Origin of the sequence: Stenotrophomonas sp. MYb238 (assembly GCF_009496535.1) — a bacterium.
GTDB lineage: Bacteria > Pseudomonadota > Gammaproteobacteria > Xanthomonadales > Xanthomonadaceae > Stenotrophomonas.
This window is the reverse complement of sequence record NZ_WIDL01000013.1, coordinates 21770-37571: the sequence shown is the minus strand read 5'-3', so window position 1 is coordinate 37571 and position 15802 is coordinate 21770. Positions and strand designations below refer to the sequence as shown.

General features: G+C 70.5%; 16 protein-coding genes. 10 read left to right on the top strand and 6 right to left on the bottom strand.

Going from position 1 to position 15802, the window contains the following annotated elements; translation table 11 throughout:
• Positions 1-62 precede the first annotated feature (62 nt).
• Entirely contained in the window at positions 63-890 is an 828-nt protein-coding gene (locus CQ393_RS10250; RefSeq protein WP_153191461.1) for an inositol monophosphatase family protein, read from the bottom strand.
• A gap of 120 nt (positions 891-1010) precedes the next feature.
• Between CQ393_RS10250 and CQ393_RS10245 the strand changes: the two genes are divergently transcribed.
• The 3 genes from CQ393_RS10245 to CQ393_RS10235 all read left to right on the top strand — a co-directional run bounded on the left by CQ393_RS10245 (position 1011) and on the right by CQ393_RS10235 (position 4886).
• A complete protein-coding gene (locus CQ393_RS10245) occupies positions 1011-1766 on the top strand; it encodes an RNA methyltransferase (protein ID WP_153191460.1) in 756 nt (251 codons plus the stop codon).
• Between the two features lie 118 nt (positions 1767-1884).
• Positions 1885-2745, top strand: a complete 861-nt coding sequence (locus CQ393_RS10240) for a phosphate/phosphite/phosphonate ABC transporter substrate-binding protein (RefSeq protein ID WP_153191459.1) — start codon at positions 1885-1887, stop codon at positions 2743-2745.
• Positions 2742-4886, top strand: a complete 2145-nt coding sequence (locus CQ393_RS10235) for an EAL domain-containing protein (RefSeq protein WP_153191458.1) — start codon at positions 2742-2744, stop codon at positions 4884-4886. The genes CQ393_RS10240 and CQ393_RS10235 overlap by 4 nt, the downstream gene beginning before the upstream one ends.
• A 31-nt stretch (positions 4887-4917) precedes the next feature.
• On the opposite strand, the gene epmB is transcribed toward CQ393_RS10235, so the two are convergent.
• Positions 4918-5946: an EF-P beta-lysylation protein EpmB gene (epmB, locus tag CQ393_RS10230; protein WP_153191457.1), complete on the bottom strand. Its 1029-nt coding sequence runs from the start codon at positions 5944-5946 to the stop codon at positions 4918-4920.
• A 101-nt stretch (positions 5947-6047) separates the two neighbouring features.
• Between epmB and efp the strand changes: the two genes are divergently transcribed.
• From efp to CQ393_RS10205, 5 genes are read left to right on the top strand one after another with little or no spacing between them, the layout of a single operon-like run.
• A complete protein-coding gene (efp, locus tag CQ393_RS10225) occupies positions 6048-6614 on the top strand; it encodes an elongation factor P (RefSeq protein WP_054665025.1) in 567 nt (188 codons plus the stop codon).
• A 4-nt stretch (positions 6615-6618) separates the two neighbouring features.
• Positions 6619-7257, top strand: coding sequence for a TMEM175 family protein (locus CQ393_RS10220; RefSeq protein ID WP_153191456.1), 639 nt, complete (start codon positions 6619-6621; stop codon positions 7255-7257).
• Between the two features lie 39 nt (positions 7258-7296).
• Positions 7297-8640: a TRZ/ATZ family hydrolase gene (locus CQ393_RS10215; RefSeq protein WP_153191455.1), complete on the top strand. Its 1344-nt coding sequence runs from the start codon at positions 7297-7299 to the stop codon at positions 8638-8640.
• Positions 8641-8667: 27 nt separating this feature from the next.
• Positions 8668-9390: a bifunctional 2-polyprenyl-6-hydroxyphenol methylase/3-demethylubiquinol 3-O-methyltransferase UbiG gene (gene ubiG / locus CQ393_RS10210; protein ID WP_153191454.1), complete on the top strand. Its 723-nt coding sequence runs from the start codon at positions 8668-8670 to the stop codon at positions 9388-9390.
• On the top strand, positions 9387-10067 hold the full coding sequence (locus CQ393_RS10205; RefSeq protein ID WP_343199924.1) for a phosphoglycolate phosphatase: 681 nt from the start codon (positions 9387-9389) through the stop codon (positions 10065-10067). The genes ubiG and CQ393_RS10205 overlap by 4 nt, the downstream gene beginning before the upstream one ends.
• Before the next feature lie 396 nt (positions 10068-10463).
• On the opposite strand, the gene CQ393_RS10200 is transcribed toward CQ393_RS10205, so the two are convergent.
• Positions 10464-10922: a DUF6265 family protein gene (locus CQ393_RS10200; RefSeq protein ID WP_153191453.1), complete on the bottom strand. Its 459-nt coding sequence runs from the start codon at positions 10920-10922 to the stop codon at positions 10464-10466.
• Positions 10923-11009: 87 nt separating this feature from the next.
• Between CQ393_RS10200 and CQ393_RS10195 the strand changes: the two genes are divergently transcribed.
• Entirely contained in the window at positions 11010-11900 is an 891-nt protein-coding gene (locus CQ393_RS10195; RefSeq protein ID WP_153191452.1) for a helix-turn-helix domain-containing protein, read from the top strand.
• A 69-nt stretch (positions 11901-11969) separates the two neighbouring features.
• Positions 11970-12659, top strand: a complete 690-nt coding sequence (locus CQ393_RS10190; protein WP_153191451.1) for a phytoene/squalene synthase family protein — start codon at positions 11970-11972, stop codon at positions 12657-12659.
• A 500-nt stretch (positions 12660-13159) separates the two neighbouring features.
• Here CQ393_RS10190 and CQ393_RS10185 read toward each other — a convergent pair whose 3' ends face one another.
• The 3 genes from CQ393_RS10185 to yidD are packed head-to-tail and all read right to left on the bottom strand — an operon-like array spanning position 13160 to position 15631.
• The gene (locus tag CQ393_RS10185) at positions 13160-14011 is read right to left on the bottom strand and encodes a M23 family metallopeptidase (RefSeq protein ID WP_153191450.1); all 852 of its coding nucleotides are present in this window, start codon (positions 14009-14011) and stop codon (positions 13160-13162) included.
• A complete protein-coding gene (locus CQ393_RS10180) occupies positions 14011-15357 on the bottom strand; it encodes a dihydroorotase (RefSeq protein WP_153191449.1) in 1347 nt (448 codons plus the stop codon). Before CQ393_RS10180 ends, CQ393_RS10185 begins: the two co-directional genes overlap by 1 nt.
• 1 nt (position 15358) lies before the next feature.
• Entirely contained in the window at positions 15359-15631 is a 273-nt protein-coding gene (gene yidD, locus CQ393_RS10175; protein WP_153191511.1) for a membrane protein insertion efficiency factor YidD, read from the bottom strand.
• Positions 15632-15802: the final 171 nt, after the last annotated feature.

Genomic DNA, 15802 nt, shown 5'->3' with positions numbered 1-15802 from the left:
TCATGCCGGAAACAGAAACGGCGCCCTCGCAGGCGCCGTCCAGGATCGCGGGTAAGGCCGGATCAGAACTTCGGGTCGAACTCGGCGGCGTGGCCGGTGTTGACGATCACCTTCTGCAGCGCCTCGCACACCTTCAGGTTGCCGGCCACCACCTGCTGGGTTTCCGGACCCTTGTCGTCCATGCGCGCCAGCGTGGCGCCGCGGTAGTTGCAGACCTTGCCGCCGGCCTCGCGCACCAGCAGCACGCCGGCGGCGATGTCCCAGGCCTTCACCCCGGCCTCGAAGTAGGCGTCGGCGCGGCCGCAGGCCACGTAGGCCAGGTCCAGCGCGGCCGAGCCGGTGCGGCGGATGTCCTCGGCCTGCACCAGCAGGGTGTCGATGGTCTTGAGCTGGCTGCCGGCGCGGGCGCGTTCGCGCGGGGCGAAGCCAGTGTGGATCATCGTGCCTTCCAGGTCCTTGCGCTCGGCCACGCGGATGCGGCGGTCGTTGAGCACTGCGCCGGCGCCCTTGGAGGCGGTGAACAGTTCGTTGCGCAGCGGGTCGAAGATCACCGCGTCGGTGGGTTCGCCGTTCTCGACCAGGGCGATGGACACGCAGTAGTGCGGGAAGCCGCGCAGGTAGTTGCTGGTGCCGTCCAGCGGGTCGATCACCCACATCTGGCGGCCGTTGCCCTGCAGGCCGCCTTCCTCGCCGTAGATGCCGTAGCCCGGGTACGCGCGCTTGAGTTCCTTGACGATGACCTTCTCGGCATCGCCGTCGACTTCGCTGGCGTAGTCCATCCTGCCCTTCTGCACCACGTTCAGCGCTTCGAGCTTGTTGATGTTGCGCAACAGGACGTTGCCGGCGAGGCGTGCGGCCTTGACCATGACGGTGACGGCGGGTTTCTGCATGGCGAAGGGCTCCCGTGAAGGCGAATGGGTCGGACTGGCGGAGGAAAAGAGCGGTTCCGGCGCAGAGGCCGGCCACGCAGTTTACCATCTGCGGCTGTCCCGCTCCTGACTTTTTTCGCCATGTCCGCTTCCGCCCGCATCCGTTTCGTCCTCGTCGGCACCCAGCACCCCGGCAACATCGGCGCGGCGGCGCGGGCGATGAAGACCATGGGGCTGGCGCGGCTGGTGCTGGTGGCGCCGGAGCAGCCGCTGGACGAGACGGCCTACCGGCGCTCGGCCGGCGCCGAGGACGTGCTCGGCGATGCGCCGGTGTTCGCCACCCTGGCCGAGGCCGTGGCCGACTGCCGTCTCGTGCTGGGCTGCACCGCGCGTTCGCGTCGCGTCCAGCTGGAGGAGCTGCTGCCGGAAACTGCCGGTCAGCGCGCCGTGTCCCGGGCCGCCGAACCGGCGGAGGTGGCCTTCGTGTTCGGGCGCGAGCGCACCGGCCTGACCAACGACGAACTGCAGCTGTGCCACGTTGCCGTGCATATCCCGTCCGATCCGGAGTTCAGCTCCTTGAACCTGGCCGCGGCGGTGCAGGTGCTGGCCTACGAGGTGCGCATGGCGCAGCTGGAGGGCCAGGCCGCGCCGGCGGCCGAGCCGGGGTACGGCGAGGCGCCGGCCAGCCACGCGCAGCTGGAGGGTCTGTTCGGACAGTTCGGCGACACCCTGGACCAGATCGACTTCCACAAGGGCCGCGCCCCGGAATCGGCGATGCGCAAGCTGCGCCGGCTGTTCATGAAGGCCGATCTGTCCGAGCAGGAAGTCCGCCTGCTGCGCGGGATACTGTCCGACGCCCAGCGCATGGCGCGCCTGGCCGGCGAGCGGCAAAACTGAGACATCCGTCAACCGGGGTTTTTCGGATAGTCTGTGCGCACACTCTTGGGGGAGCGCCGGTTTGCGTGTTTCACGATGGCTTTGGGGAGCCGTGTTGGTCTTGTCCGGATTGGCGCCGATGGTGGGAGCGGCGGCCGAGCGTTCGGTCCTGGTGCTGGGGCGCCTGAGCGACGATCCGAAGTCCCACTACGAACAGCTCAAACCGCTGCTGGACTACGTGGTTCCAAGGATGCGCGACGTGGGGATCGTCGAAGGCCGCATCCTGATGGCCAAGGACATGCAGCAGATGGCCAGCTACCTGCGCCGGGGGCGCGTGGACTGGGTGACGGAGACGTCCGGCACCGCCATGGCGCTGCGCCAGCGCAGCGGCGCAGAGCCGCTGCTGCTGACCGAGCGGGGCGGCGTGGCGGCCTACCATAGTGTGTTCTTCGTCCGCCGCGACAGCCCGATCAACACGCTGGAGGAACTGAAGGGACGCACGCTGGCGATGCAGAGCGCGTGGTCCACCAGTTCCTACCTGGTGCCGGCGATGGAGCTGCTGGCCCACGGGGTGCGCCCGGAAATCCTGCTCACGCCGCAGGACACGCCCACCGCCGACACGGTGGGTTATGTGTTCGCGCGTTCTGAGCTGAACATCTCCACCTTCGTGCACAAGCGCGTGGTCGATGCCGGGGTGGTCAGCAGCGTCGACTGGCTCGACGAGCGGCGGGTGCCGGCGGTGTTCCGGCGCGACATGCGGGTGCTGTACGAAAGCGAGGACGTGCCGCGCGCGGTGGAAATGGTGCGGCCGGGGCTGGACCCGGCGGTGCGGGCGCGCCTGCAGGAAGTGCTGCTGGAAGCCAGCAGCGACCCGGCGGCCGGCCCTGCGCTGCGCAAGTTCTTCGGGACGTCGGCGTTCCACCGCCTGGATCCGTCCAGCCAGCGGGCGCTTGACCGCCTGCGCACCGGCCTGGCCCGCGTGCGCATGGAGGTGGAATGAAACGGCCGCGGTTCGGGTTGCAGGCCCGGTTCCTGTGCGTGGCCGGTGGCGCCGTGCTGGTCGTGGTCGCCATCGTGGCGATCCTGCTGGCGCGGCAGGCCGCCGCCCAGCGCGAACTGTTGCAGGCCAGCAGCGGCGTGGTCAGCCAGGTGTTCGACCGCAGCGTGCGCGAGCAGGGCACCTCGCTGGCGACCTCGCTGGCCGAGGCGCTGGTCAATCCGCTGTATTTCTCCGACCTGGACGCGATCGGCGCGCTGGCGCGCAGCACCATCAGCCAGAAATCGGTCAGCTACGTGCTCGTGCACGATGCCGAGGGCCGGCTGATCCACGACGGTTCCATCGAGGTCGCCGGCTACGGCCGGCAGATGCAGGATCCGCTGGCGCAGGGCGCGATCGGCGCGGAGAAGCTGCGGATGCAGGAATCGCCGATGGTGCTGGAGGTGGATCTTCCGCTGCGCATCGGCGAGCAGCGCATCGGCGGGCTGCGGCTGGGCATGGACCTGGCGCCGGTCCGCGCGCAGGAGGCCGAGGCCCGGGCCGCGCTGGAGCAGCGCATGGGGCTGGCCAACCGCCGCCAGCTGGCCTGGGTGGTGCTGATGATGGTGGCCCTGGTCGGCCTGGCCTGCCTCATGGCGCTGTACGTGCAGCGCACGCTGGTGCAGCCGGTGCGCTGGCTCGGCGCGGCCGCGCGCCGCATCGAGGCCGGCGACTACGAGGTCGAGCAGCAGGACACGCGCCGCGGCGACGAGATCGGCGAACTGCTGCGCACCTTCGGGCGCATGGGCCAGAGCATCGCCCGCCACGACCGTGAGGTGCGGCAGATGGCCTATACCGATTCGCTGACCGGCCTGACCAACCGCCTGGCGTTCCGCGAGGCGCTGGACCATCGCCTGCTCGGCGCGCGCGCCTCGGGGCAGGGGCTGGCGCTGCTGTTCATCGACATCGACGAGTTCAAGCGGGTCAACGACACCCTCGGCCACGAGGCCGGCGACGAGGCGCTGCTGCAGTTCGCCCAGCGCATCGCCGCGGCGGTGGAACAGGATGGCGGCGACGACGCGCTGCTGGCGCGCTTCGGCGGCGACGAGTTCGTGATCCTGATCGGCCGCGAGGCCGGCAAGGTGGAGAACATGGCCACCGCCCTGGCCAAGCGGCTGGTGGCTGACCTGGGCCATCCGCTGCAGGTGCAGGGGCGCGAGATCTTCCTCGGCAGCTCGATCGGCATCACCCTGTTCCCGGAGGACGCGACCGACGCCACCGGCCTGCTCAAGAACGGCGACATCGCCATGTACCAGGCCAAGCTGGCCGGCAAGAGCTGCTTCCGCTACTACAGCCGCGCGCTGGACCATGCGGTCGAGCGTCGCCTGCACCTGGAGCAGGAACTGCGCGGGGCGTGGGAGCGCGGCGAGCTGCGCCTGGTCTACCAGCCGATCTTCCGCTCCCTGGACCGCATGCTGATCGGCGTGGAGGCGCTGCTGCGCTGGCAGCACCCGGTGCTGGGCGCCATCCCGCCTTCGATGTTCATCGACATCGCCGAACAGAGCGGCCTGATCCAGGCGCTGGGGCCGAAGGTGCTGCGCACCGCCTGCCAGCAGGCCCGGCAATGGCCGTGCAACGCCGCCGGCGAGGAACTGTTCGTCTCGGTCAACGTGTCCCCGCGCCAGTTGCGCGGTGGCGACCTGATCGCCGCCGTGGAGCAGGGCCTGCATGCCTCCGGGCTGGCCGCCTCGCGCCTGCACCTGGAGCTGACCGAGACCGCGGTGATCGGCGACGAGATGCTGGCCGCCTCGCTGCTGGAGAAACTGCACCGCACCGGGGTGAAGGTGTGGCTGGACGACTTCGGCACCGGCTTCTCGGGGCTGAGCCACTTGCGGCAGGTGCCGGTGGACGGGGTCAAGATCGACAGGAGCTTCGTCGCCGACCTGCAACGCGACCCGGACGACCTGGCCCTGACCACCGCGATCATCGCGATGGCGCATGCGCTGGGCATCACCGTGGTCGCCGAGGGCATCGAGCACCAGGCCCAGTTCGACCTGCTCAACGAGCGTGGCTGCGACCTGGTGCAGGGCTACTGGCTGGCGCGTCCGCTGGATTCGGACGACCTGGTGCGCCTGCTGGACGCCGCGCCAGGCCCGGCGGCCTGAGGTGGCGCGGCGGGCGGCCGCCCCGCCGGATTCAGAGCGGTCGCTTGCCGCTGTCGCCGGCGATCTCGCGCACCAGCTTCGGCACCAGGTAGCCGGACAGGCGCGCGCGCAGCGCCGCGTGCAGTTCCAGCGCACGCGCGTCGTCGACCTCGAAATGGGCCACGCCCTGCACCCGGTCCAGCTGGTGCAGGTAGTAGGGCAGCACGCCGGCGGCGAAGCTGCGTTCGCTCAGCGCGGCCAGGGCCTGGACGTCGTCGTTGACGCCGCGCAGCAGCACCGCCTGGTTGAGCAGCTGCGCGCCGCTGCCGCGCAGGCGGGCGAGGGCGGCATCGACACCGGCGTCGAATTCGTTGGCGTGGTTGGCGTGGATCACGAAGGCCAGCGGCCATGGCAGGCCGGCCAGCCAGCGCACGAGGGCCGCGTCCACGCGTTCGGGCAGCACCACCGGCAGCCGGCTGTGGATGCGCAGGCGCCGGACATGCGCGACGGCGGACAGGGCGTCGGTGAGTTCGGCCAGCTTGGCCGTGGCCAGCGACAGCGGATCGCCCCCGGACAGGATCACCTCGTCGATCGACGGATCGGCGGCGATGGCCGCCACCGCCTCCTGCCAGCCGCCTTTGGCGGCGTTCTCGCCGGCGTAGTCGAAATGGCGGCGGAAGCAGTAGCGGCAGTTGATCGCGCAGCTGCCGGTGGCCACCAGCAGGGCGCGCCCGCGGTATTTCTGGATCACGCCGGTGGCCTTCTTCGCCGGGCCGTCGCCGACCGCGTCGAAAGCGAAGCCCGGCACGACCCGCATCTCGGCATCGACCGGCAGGACCTGCCGCAGCAGCGGGTCGGCCGGGTCGCCGCGGCGCATGCGCGCGGCGAAGCCGCGCGGCACCCGCAGCGGGAACTGCGCCAGCGCCTGCGCCGAGACTCCCAGGTCGGCGGCCTCCAGCCCCAGCCCGGCCAGCAGTTCGGCCGGGTCGCGGATCGCCTGGCGCCAGTGCGCCTGCCAGCGCTCGGCGGGCAGGGGGACGGGAGCTTCCTGTGGAGCGGGGGCGAGGGCTGCGGTTATCATGGGCGACCAGAAAAACAGATGTCCGCCTTAGATGGCGGGCGTTCCATTCTAATCCGGCCGCCGCGCGCGCGCCGGTTTTGCCACTTATCAGGAGTTCCAGCATGGCCAGCTACGGCATGAACGACGTGAAGAACGGGATGAAGATCCTGGTCAACAACCAACCGGCGGTCATCATCGACACCGAGTACGTCAAGCCGGGCAAGGGCCAGGCGTTCACCCGCGTGAAGTACCGCCTGATCAAGGACGGCCGCACGCAGGAAATCACCATGAAGTCGACCGACTCGCTGGACGCGGCCGACGTCGTGGATACCGACATGAACTACATGTACAGCGACGGCGAGTACTGGCACTTCATGGACCCGGAGACCTTCGAGCAGGTGCAGGCGACCAAGGCCGGCATGGGCGGCGCCGAGAAGTGGCTCAAGGGCGAGGAATCCTGCGTGGTCACCTTGTGGAACGGCGAGCCGATCGCCGTGCAGCCGCCGAATTTCGTCGAGCTGAAGATCACCGAGACCGACCCGGGCGTGCGCGGCGACACCTCGGGCGGCGGCGGCAAGCCGGCCACCCTGGAAACCGGCGCCGTGGTGCGCGTGCCGCTGTTCGTCGGCCAGGACGAAGTGATCCGCGTCGACACCCGCTCCGGCGAATACTCCGCACGCGTCAAGTAAGCCCATGCGCGAACCCGCCGGCGTCGAGCAGGCTGTCGAGGAACCGGTCCGCGAGGACCGGTTTCCGCATGAGCGGGTGGTGAACTTCTGCGATGCGGTGTTCGCCATCGTCATCACCCTGCTGGCGATCGAGCTGCGCCTGCCCGGCAGCGAACTGATCGAACGGGTCGGCGCGGACCAGGCCTGGGGCGAGACGTTCGGCCTGCTGCTGTCCTACGTCATCAGCTTCTTCGTGACCGGGCTGTTCTGGGTGGGCCACATGCTCACCTGGAAGCACGTGCGGCGGGTCAACGGCAAGGTGGTGTGGCTGGCCCTGCTGCAGCTGTTCTTCGTGGTGCTGATGCCGTTCGCCACGCGCCAGGTATCGGAACATTTCGTGTTCTACGCGCTGGTGCTCACCGGCATCTCGCTGTTCTCCTGGCTGGTCCGGCGCACGGTGGTGGCGCAGGAGGACCTGCGGGCCCGGCTCGGCCCGGCCCAGGCCCGGCTGCTGCTGGCGCGCGGGCTGATCCCGCTGCTGGTCTTCTCCTCCGCCGTCCCGCTGGGCCTGTTCGTCCCCGGGAAATGGGCGGTATTGGTTTTCGCGCTGATCTTCCCGCTGTCCCTCATCGCCAGGCGGCGCATCCTCGCCCGCGGCAGTTGAGCGCATGGCGGAAGCCCGGCCCTGCTAGGAAGCTATGCAATGACGATCCATCAAACCGCGGCGACCGCCTGCGACCTCCTGATCGAAGCCGGCTACGTGGTGCCGGTCGAGCCGCACGCGGTGGTGCTGGAAGACCACGCGGTGGCGATCCACGGCGGCCAGATCGTGGCGGTGCTGCCGCGCGCCGAGGCGCGCGCGCGTTTCCAGGCCCGGGAAGTGGTTTCCCGCCCGGAATCGGCGCTGATCCCCGGTCTGGTCAACGCCCACACCCACAACCCGATGACCCTGCTGCGCGGCATCGCCGACGACCTGCCGCTGATGACCTGGCTGCGCGAGCACATCTGGCCGGTGGAAGCGGCGGTGATCGGCCCGGAGTTCGTCGCCGACGGCACCACCCTGGCCATCGCCGAGATGCTGCGCGGCGGCACCACCTGTGCCAACGAGAACTACTTCTTCGCCGACGTGCAGGCCGCCGTGTACAAGAAGCACGGCTTCCGCGCGCTGGTCGGCTCGGTGATCATCGATTTTCCCAGCGCCTGGGCCAGGAGCGACGACGAGTACTTCGCGCGCGCCACCGAACTGCACGACCAGTGGCGCGGCGATGCGCTGATCGGCACCGCGTTCGCGCCGCATGCGCCGTACACGGTCAACGACGCCAATTTCGAGCGGGTGCGCATGCTGTCCGACCAGCTCGACATCCCGGTACACCTGCATACCCACGAGACCGCGCAGGAAATCAGCGACTCGATCAGGCTGCACGGCCAGCGCCCGCTGGCGCGGCTGGACCGCCTGGGCCTGGTCAACGACCGCCTGATCGCGGTGCACATGACCCAGCTCACCGACGCCGAGATCCACCTGTGCGCCGAGCGCGGGGTGCACGTGGTGCATTGCCCCGAGTCGAACCTGAAGCTGGCCTCGGGCTTCTGCCCGGCCTGCGCGCTGGTGCGCGCGGGCGTGAACCTGGCCATCGGCACCGACGGCTGCGCCAGCAACAACGACCTGGACATGTTCAGCGAGAACCGCACCGCGGCGATCCTGGCCAAGGCCGTGGCCAACGACGCCACCGCGCTGGACGCGGCCACCACGCTGCGCGCGGCCACGCTGGGCGGCGCGCGCGCGCTGGGCTTCGGCGAGAAGATCGGTTCGATCGAGGTCGGCAAGCAGGCCGACCTGGCCTGCGTGGACCTGTCGGCGCTGGAGACCCAGCCGCTGCACCACGTGCTGTCGCAGCTGGTCTACGCCGCCGGCCGCCACCAGGTCAGCGACGTGTGGATCGCCGGCCAGCCCAAGCTGGTGCGGCGCGAACTGGTCGGCATGGACGTGGCGGCGATCGCCGCCAATGCCCGCCAGTGGCGCGACCGCATCCGTTCCAGCCGCGCCTGAGCGCGGTGGCATCACGAGGACCCTGAAATGACCGCAGCCCCCACCTCCCACAATTTCGATCAGGCCGAACTGGACAAGTTCGCCGCGCTGGCCAACCGCTGGTGGGATGCCGACGGCCCGCAGAAGCCGCTGCACGCGCTCAATCCCGTGCGGCTGCACTACGTGGCCGAACGCGCCGCGCTGCGCGGCGCGAAGGTGCTGGACATCGGCTGCGGCGGCGGCCTGCTGAGCGAGGCGCTGGCCAAGGAGGGCGCGCAGGTCACCGCCATCGACCTGGCGCCGGAGCTGGTCAAGGTCGCGCGCCTGCACGGGCTGGAGTCCGGGGTGCAGGTCGATTACCGGGTGCAGGCGGCCGAGGACCTGGCCGCCGAGCAGGCCGGCACGTTCGACGTGGTGACCTGCATGGAGATGCTGGAGCACGTGCCGGACCCGGGCGCGATCATCGCCGCCTGCCAGCGCCTGCTGCGCCCCGGCGGCAAGCTGTTCCTGTCCACGATCAACCGCACCCCGGCCGCGTTCGCGGTGGCCGTGGTCGGCGCCGAGTACATCGCCCGGCTGCTGCCCAGGGGCACGCACCACTACCAGGAATTCATCAGGCCGGCCGAGCTGGGCGCTTGGCTGCGCCAGTCGGGGCTGCAGCTGCAAGACGTCAGCGGCATGGCCTACGAGCCCTGGCGCAACCGTGCGCGCCTGAGCCGCCGCACCGACATCAATTACCTGGCCTTCGCGGTCAAGCCGGACCAGGCGTGACCGCGGCGACGTTCCCGCCGGCGGCGCTGTTCGACCTGGACGGCACCCTGCTCGACACCGCACTGGATTTCGTCGTCACCGCCAACGCCATGCGCCAGGCGCGCGGCATGGACGCGCTGAACGAACAGCGGCTGCGCCCGGTGGTGTCCAAGGGCTCGCGGGCGATGCTGGCGGTGGCCTTCCCGCACATGGCCGAGAGCGAGCGCCATGCGCTGGTGCCCGAGTTCCTCGATGTCTACCAGTCGCTGATCGGCCGCCATGCGCGGCTGTTCGACGGCGTCACCGACATGCTGCAGGCGCTGGAGCGGGCGGGCAGCCGCTGGGGCATCGTCACCAACAAGCCCGAATACCTGGCGCGGCTGATCCTGCCGCAGCTGGGTTGGGAACAGCGCTGCGCGGTGCTTATCGGCGGCGACACCCTGGCCGAGCGCAAGCCGCATCCGCTGCCGCTGCAGGTGGCCGCGCAGCGGATCGGCGTGGCCGCGCAGCGCTGCGTCTACGTCGGCGACGACGAGCGCGACATCCAGGCCGCGCGCGCGGCCGCCATGCCGTCGATCGCGGCGCTGTGGGGCTACCGCCCGGAGGGCGACGATCCGCTGCTGTGGCAGGCCGACACGATGGCGGCCACGCCGGCCGTGCTACTGGAGCCGGCCGCCTGGCCGGCCGCCGCAGGATAGCGCGCCGCCGCCGCGCCGCGCTTTGCGCCGCGCGGTAGCCGAAGTTGGCGCTCCGACGGATTCCATGCCTGTGTGCGGCCACGATGTCCCCGGGCGATCGCGGGATGCCGGCAGGCGCCGGCCCCGTTGGATCGGGCTCTGCCGCTCACTCGCCGCAGCGGCGGTAATCGAGCGGAATCTCCATCGTCTTTCCGTCTTATCCCAGCCCGGAGATAGATGCGCGCGGCCGCCTAGCCGGTCGCCGGAAGATAGTGCACCGCTGCCGCACCGCGCTTTGCGCCGCGCGGTAGCCGAAATTGGCGGTCCGGCGGATTCCATGCCTGTATGCGGCCACGATGTCCCCAGGCGATCGCGGGATGCCGGCAGGCGCCGGCCCCATTGGATCGGCCCCGCCGCTCACTCGCCGCAGCGGCGGTAATCGAACGGAATCTCCAGCGTCTTTCCGTCTTCGCCCGGCCCGGAGATGGACGCGCGCAGCCCCGCGCCGTCGCGCCGGTACTCGATGCGGTTGGGGAAATCGTGCGCGGTGTTCTCCAGCACCATCCAGCCCTCGCCGCGCCCGGTGATGGCGAACACGGTGGGCGGGGCGCCGTTGGGCTGGACGTGGAAACCGGCCTCCTTGCCCGCCGGTACCAGCCGCATGAACTCGAACGATTCGGTACGCTCGCCGCGGAGCGTGCGCGACATGCCCAGCAGCGCGCCGCCGGCCTGGGGCAGCCAGATCTCCTCGATCCTGCGTTCCTCGCTGCCGCCGCACCAGTGGCCGGCCAGCCAGTCGAACTCCATCCCGGCGGCCGTGGCCGCGCCGCTTGCCAATGCCAGGCCGACGCCCAGCCCGATTGCCGCATTCGCCATGTCCCATCTCCCTGTTGGATGGCCGCAGGCTAGACGGGACCCGGCGGCGGCGCTTGTAAAAACGCGCAACGCGCGGTTCGATGGCGCATGGATTACCTGGAGCTTCCGCCGCCGCCCGACCTGCAGCGCCACGTGCGCTGCCTCTGGGTGCTGCGCGACGACACGCCCGGCGACGAAATGCAGGTCATCTACCCGGACGGCTGCTGCGAACTGCTGGCCGAACTGGGCGTACCGCTGCGCTTCCACGGCGCGGACGGCCAGGTCCGCGCCGACCAGCCGTTCTGCTTCGCCGCCCAGCAGCTGGGTCCGGTCCGCCTGCAGGCCGCCGGCGCGGTGTTCTGCATCGGCGTGCGCCTGCAGCCGGCCAGCAGCGCGCTGGTCGCCGGCCGGCGGCTGCCCGGGCTGCGCGACCACGCGCCGGACCTGCACACGCTGGATGCGCCGTTCGCGGTCGGCTTCGGCGACGCGGCGCGCGCATATGCCGCCACGCAGTCGCCGGAACCGCTGTGGGCGCTGCTGCGGGAGCATTGCGCCGGCTTCGCGCCCGATGCGCTCGTCGAGCGTGCCGTGCTCATGCTCGACGCGGTGGATGGCGACCTGCGCATCGCCGGGCTGGCGCGGCAACTGGGCGTCGCGCTGCGCACCCTGCAATCGCGCTTCCTCGCCGCGGTGGGCATGACCCCGAAGGAGTACGCGCGCGTGCGCCGCCTGCAGGCGCTGCTGCGCACGCTGGACGCCGAGGACGCGGACATCGCCGATGCGGCCGCGCGCCATGGCTACAGCGACCAGGCGCACGCCACCCACGATCTGCTCAGCTGGACCGGCACCACGCCGGCCCGGCTGGTCCAGGCGCTGCGCGGCGACCGCGGCGGCGCTGACGCGTTGCGCCTGGCCGCGGCCTTCGTGCGCGGGACCAGCGCCGGAACGGTCCCGGCGCCGCGCGGCGTGGGTTCGGCGCGGAGCTTGGCCGGCGGCTGACGCGCGGTAAGCACTGTCCCGACTGGCGGGGCGGCAGACGGGGCGCGGGCGGGTTCTTACAATGTGCGCATGACTGGATCTGATTCGCTGGACGGCTTCCTGGACAAATGGCGCGAGCGCTGGCCCGAGTGGCCGCTGGTCGACCGTTTCGTCGCGCCGGAGCTGCATCGCCGCACGTTGGCGTGGTTCGCCCTGCTGCAGGAATTCGACGACATGCTCAATACCGCCGGCGATCCGTTGCCGGCCAATGCCAAGCTCGGCTGGTGGGGCGAGGAACTGCGCAGCTGGGCAGGGCAGCGTTCGCGGCATCCGCTGGGGCGGGTGCTGGAGCCGATGCCGGCGCCCTGGGCGCGGCTGGCCGAAGCGCTGCCGGACCTGGCCGAGGCCCGCGACACCGCCGCGGATCCGGCGCAGGCGCGCCGTTCCCTGCAACGCTTCGCCGACGCGGTGGCGGCGGTGGAAGCGGCGCTGTTCGACGCGCCGCTGCAGCCCAAGGCCGGCGAGGCGGTGCTGACCCAGATGCTGGCGCAGCGGGTACAGGACCTGGGCGCCGCCGCGGTGCCCGGCGGCGCCGGCGGCGAACGGCAATGGCAGCAGAGCCTGCTGGCGCGCTGGCCCGCGCGGGTGGCGGGGCCGCGGCCACGCCGGCTCTACGCCGTGCTGGCCCGCGGCCGCCTGCAGGCCCGCCTGCGGGGCGGCGACTACCAGCCGAGCCCGGCGGGATTGCTGTGGCGGAGCTGGTGGGCGGCGCGCGGCTGATTCCGACGTAGAGCGATCGCGTAGGAGCGGGTTCACCCGCGATCGCTTTTGGGGCACAGGCGCAGGAGCTTTCGCGGGTGAACCCGCTCCTACAAGAGCCGGGTTGGTTGTTGCAGAGGCCCGTCGCGGTGTTCAGCGCGTGCGAACCGCCGGTGCTGGTGAAGACGTGCGGCCACGATGGCCGCCGTAGGAGCGCGATGAAGGTTTACTGGTGAAGCGCCGTCACGCACCAAGATGCGCTCCTGCGGAAGCATCGCGAGGGCAAGGCATCAAACCGCGCTGGACGCAGGCAGGCAACGCGCCGCCTTGCATCTGCGTGTTGTCATTTCCCGTACCCAGCAGCGCGCCATGCGGGAGGCTATGACAAGACGCGACACCGCGTATCCGTGGAGCGAACAACGGACTGTTACTTCCCGCGCTCCAGCACCGCGCCAGACGGTAAGGGGGTGCAGCGGCTGAAGGAAGCGCCGCCGCGCGTCCGTAGGGCGGACAACGGGTTCCTACTTCCCGCGCTCAAGCACCAGAAGCGGATCGATGCGGGTGTCGAACCAGTTCATTCCCCAGTGCAGGTGCGGTCCGGTCGCGCGTCCGGTGGCGCCGACTGCGGCGATCACCTGCCCCTGTTCGATGCGGTCGCCGACCTTCACGTCGATGCGCGACAGGTGCAGGAAGTTGGAACTGATGCCGAAACCGTGGTCGAGCACCAGGGTGCCGCCGGTCAGGTAGAGGTCCGGGCTGGCGAAGCTGACGACGCCGGCGGCCGGCGCCTTGACCGGCGTGCCGGTCGGGACGGCGATGTCTATGCCCGAATGGCCGGCGCCGGGCTGGCCGTTGTAGACGCGGGCGTTGCCGAAACGGCCGCTGATGCGGCCCTGCACCGGCCAGAGGAAGGTCTGGGCGAAGTCGGTGCGGTTGTCGTCGCGCCTGCGCGATTCGGTGACCTGCGCCTGCTCGCGGGCGATGCGCGCGGCGATGGCCGGCGGCGGGTTCACCGTCTTGGGCGGCACGCCATTGACGCGTTCCACGGGCCAGTCGCGCGCGGTCACCGCGATCACCGCGGTCTCGCTGCTGCCATCCGGACGGCGCACCTGCACCTGCAGCGGGCCCTTCTCGTCGCGGCCGATGCCGAACACCACGCTGCCGTAGCCGCTGACCCGCAGGTCGCGGTCGGCGTAGCGCACGCGGCTGCCGGCCGGCACCTTGCCGATCACCATCGCGCCCTGCGAGGCGCTGGCCGGGAACACCACGCGGTTGTCGACCAGTTCGTCGATGCCGTCCTGCGCCAGTGCCGACGGAATGGGGTACAGGGGCGCGGCGAGCAGCAGCGCCGCCAATACGAACGCCGGACGCATCAGCGGTCGTAGGTCATGCGCTGGCCGGCCGGGCTGCCCACCAGCTTGCTGCCGTCCCACACCAGCTGGCCGTTGACCCAGGTGGCGGCCACGCGCGAGCGGAAGGTGGTGCCTTCGAACGGCGACCAGCCACACTTGGACAGCACGTCCTCGCGCCTGACCGTGAACGGCACGTCCTCGACCAGCACCAGGTCGGCGAAATAGCCCTCGCGCAGGAAGCCGCGCTCCTCCACGTCGAACAGCTGCGCCGGGGCGTGCGCGAACTTCTGCACCACCTGCTCGCGGGTCAGCTTGCCTTCGTGCACGCGTTCCAGCGCGGCGACCAGCGCGTACTGCACCAGCGGCAGGCCGGACGGCGCCTGCGCGTAGGGCTTCTGCTTCTCTTCCCAGGTGTGCGGGGCGTGGTCGGTGGCCAGCACGTCGAGCACGTCGTCGGCCAGCGCGGCGGTGATCGCCTCGCGGTCGGACACTTCCTTGATCGCCGGGTTGCACTTGATCAGGTTGCCCTTGGTCGCATAGTCCGGCCGGGCGAAGTGCAGGAAGTGCACGCAGGTCTCGGCGGTGATCTGCTTGCGGCTGCCGTCGGCGCGGATCAGCGGCCCCTTCTCGAACAGCGCCAGCTCGTCGGCAGTGGAGATGTGCAGCACGTGCAGGCGGGTGCCGTGCTTGCGCGCCAGCGACATCGCCAGCCGGGTCGACTTGATGCAGGCCTCGCGCGAGCGGATGTCCGGGTGCATGTCCGCGGTCAGCGCATCGCCGTACTTCTCCTGGAACGCCTTCATGTTGGCGTCGATCATCGGCGTGTCTTCGCAGTGCGTGATGATCGGGGTCGGGCATTCGCGGAAGATCGCGTCCAGGGTTTCCGGGTTGTCGACCAGCATGTTGCCGGTGGAGGCGCCCATGAACACCTTCACGCCCGGCGCCTTCTTCGGGTCGAGCACGCGGATCGCGTCCAGGTTGTCGTTGCTGGCGCCGTGGTAGAAGCCGTAGTTGGCCCAGGCGCGGCCCTTGGCCAGTTCGTACTTGGCTTCCAGGATGGTCGAGTCCAGGGTCGGCGGGTTGGTGTTGGGCATGTCCATGAAGCTGGTCAGGCCACCGGCCACCGCCGCGGCCGATTCGCTGGCGATGTCGCCCTTGTGGGTCAGGCCCGGTTCGCGGAAATGCACCTGGTCGTCGATCATGCCGGGCAGCAGCCAGCGGCCGGCGGCATCGACCATCTCCTCGCCGGCGCGCGGGGCCAGGCCACTGCCGATCTGCGCGATGCGGCCGTCCTCGATGCGCAGGTCGCCGTCGAAGGTGCGGCCTTCGTTGACCATGCGGGCGTTGGTGATGAGCGTGGAGGACATGTCAGTGTTTTCCTGTGCAGCGGCAAGAGGGGGAGTCGGCCTTTCCGGGAACGGGGTCGAAGCCGCCGGGGTGGAACGGATGGCAGCGGCCCAGCCGGCGCAGCGTAAGCCAGCAGCCCCGCAACGGGCCGTGTACGCGGATGGCATCCATCGAATATTCCGAGCAGCTGGGGACGAAGCGGCAGCGCGGCCCCAGCAGGGGGCTGATGAAGCGCTTGTAGAAGCGCAACAGGGCGATGAGAAGTCGGCCGATCACCTGCCGATGATAAGCCAGCTGGCATTGCCCAAGGATTTGTCGCACGATGCCGGACAGGCGGCAGGCGGGCTCCAAACGCCTTTGCGCCCGCCGGGTACGCCGGTCGTGCCTGGTCACGTTCCGAACTGCGCGGGACGATCCGGCGATGCCGCCGGAACGCCCCGGAGCCGATCGGGCATCCGTTCATGT

What these genes read in the sequence shown, in the direction of transcription:
- CQ393_RS10250 (WP_153191461.1), bottom strand. Translation starts at nt 890, where the DNA reads ATGCAGAAACCCGCCGTCACCGTCATGGTCAAGGCCGCACGCCTCGCC.
- CQ393_RS10245 (WP_153191460.1), top strand. Translation starts at nt 1,011, where the DNA reads ATGTCCGCTTCCGCCCGCATCCGTTTCGTCCTCGTCGGCACCCAGCAC.
- CQ393_RS10240 (WP_153191459.1), top strand. Translation starts at nt 1,885, where the DNA reads ATGGTGGGAGCGGCGGCCGAGCGTTCGGTCCTGGTGCTGGGGCGCCTG.
- CQ393_RS10235 (WP_153191458.1), top strand. Translation starts at nt 2,742, where the DNA reads ATGAAACGGCCGCGGTTCGGGTTGCAGGCCCGGTTCCTGTGCGTGGCC.
- epmB (WP_153191457.1), bottom strand. Translation starts at nt 5,946, where the DNA reads ATGATAACCGCAGCCCTCGCCCCCGCTCCACAGGAAGCTCCCGTCCCC.
- efp (WP_054665025.1), top strand. Translation starts at nt 6,048, where the DNA reads ATGGCCAGCTACGGCATGAACGACGTGAAGAACGGGATGAAGATCCTG.
- CQ393_RS10220 (WP_153191456.1), top strand. Translation starts at nt 6,619, where the DNA reads ATGCGCGAACCCGCCGGCGTCGAGCAGGCTGTCGAGGAACCGGTCCGC.
- CQ393_RS10215 (WP_153191455.1), top strand. Translation starts at nt 7,297, where the DNA reads ATGACGATCCATCAAACCGCGGCGACCGCCTGCGACCTCCTGATCGAA.
- ubiG (WP_153191454.1), top strand. Translation starts at nt 8,668, where the DNA reads ATGACCGCAGCCCCCACCTCCCACAATTTCGATCAGGCCGAACTGGAC.
- CQ393_RS10200 (WP_153191453.1), bottom strand. Translation starts at nt 10,922, where the DNA reads ATGGCGAATGCGGCAATCGGGCTGGGCGTCGGCCTGGCATTGGCAAGC.
- CQ393_RS10195 (WP_153191452.1), top strand. Translation starts at nt 11,010, where the DNA reads ATGGATTACCTGGAGCTTCCGCCGCCGCCCGACCTGCAGCGCCACGTG.
- CQ393_RS10190 (WP_153191451.1), top strand. Translation starts at nt 11,970, where the DNA reads ATGACTGGATCTGATTCGCTGGACGGCTTCCTGGACAAATGGCGCGAG.
- CQ393_RS10185 (WP_153191450.1), bottom strand. Translation starts at nt 14,011, where the DNA reads ATGCGTCCGGCGTTCGTATTGGCGGCGCTGCTGCTCGCCGCGCCCCTG.
- CQ393_RS10180 (WP_153191449.1), bottom strand. Translation starts at nt 15,357, where the DNA reads ATGTCCTCCACGCTCATCACCAACGCCCGCATGGTCAACGAAGGCCGC.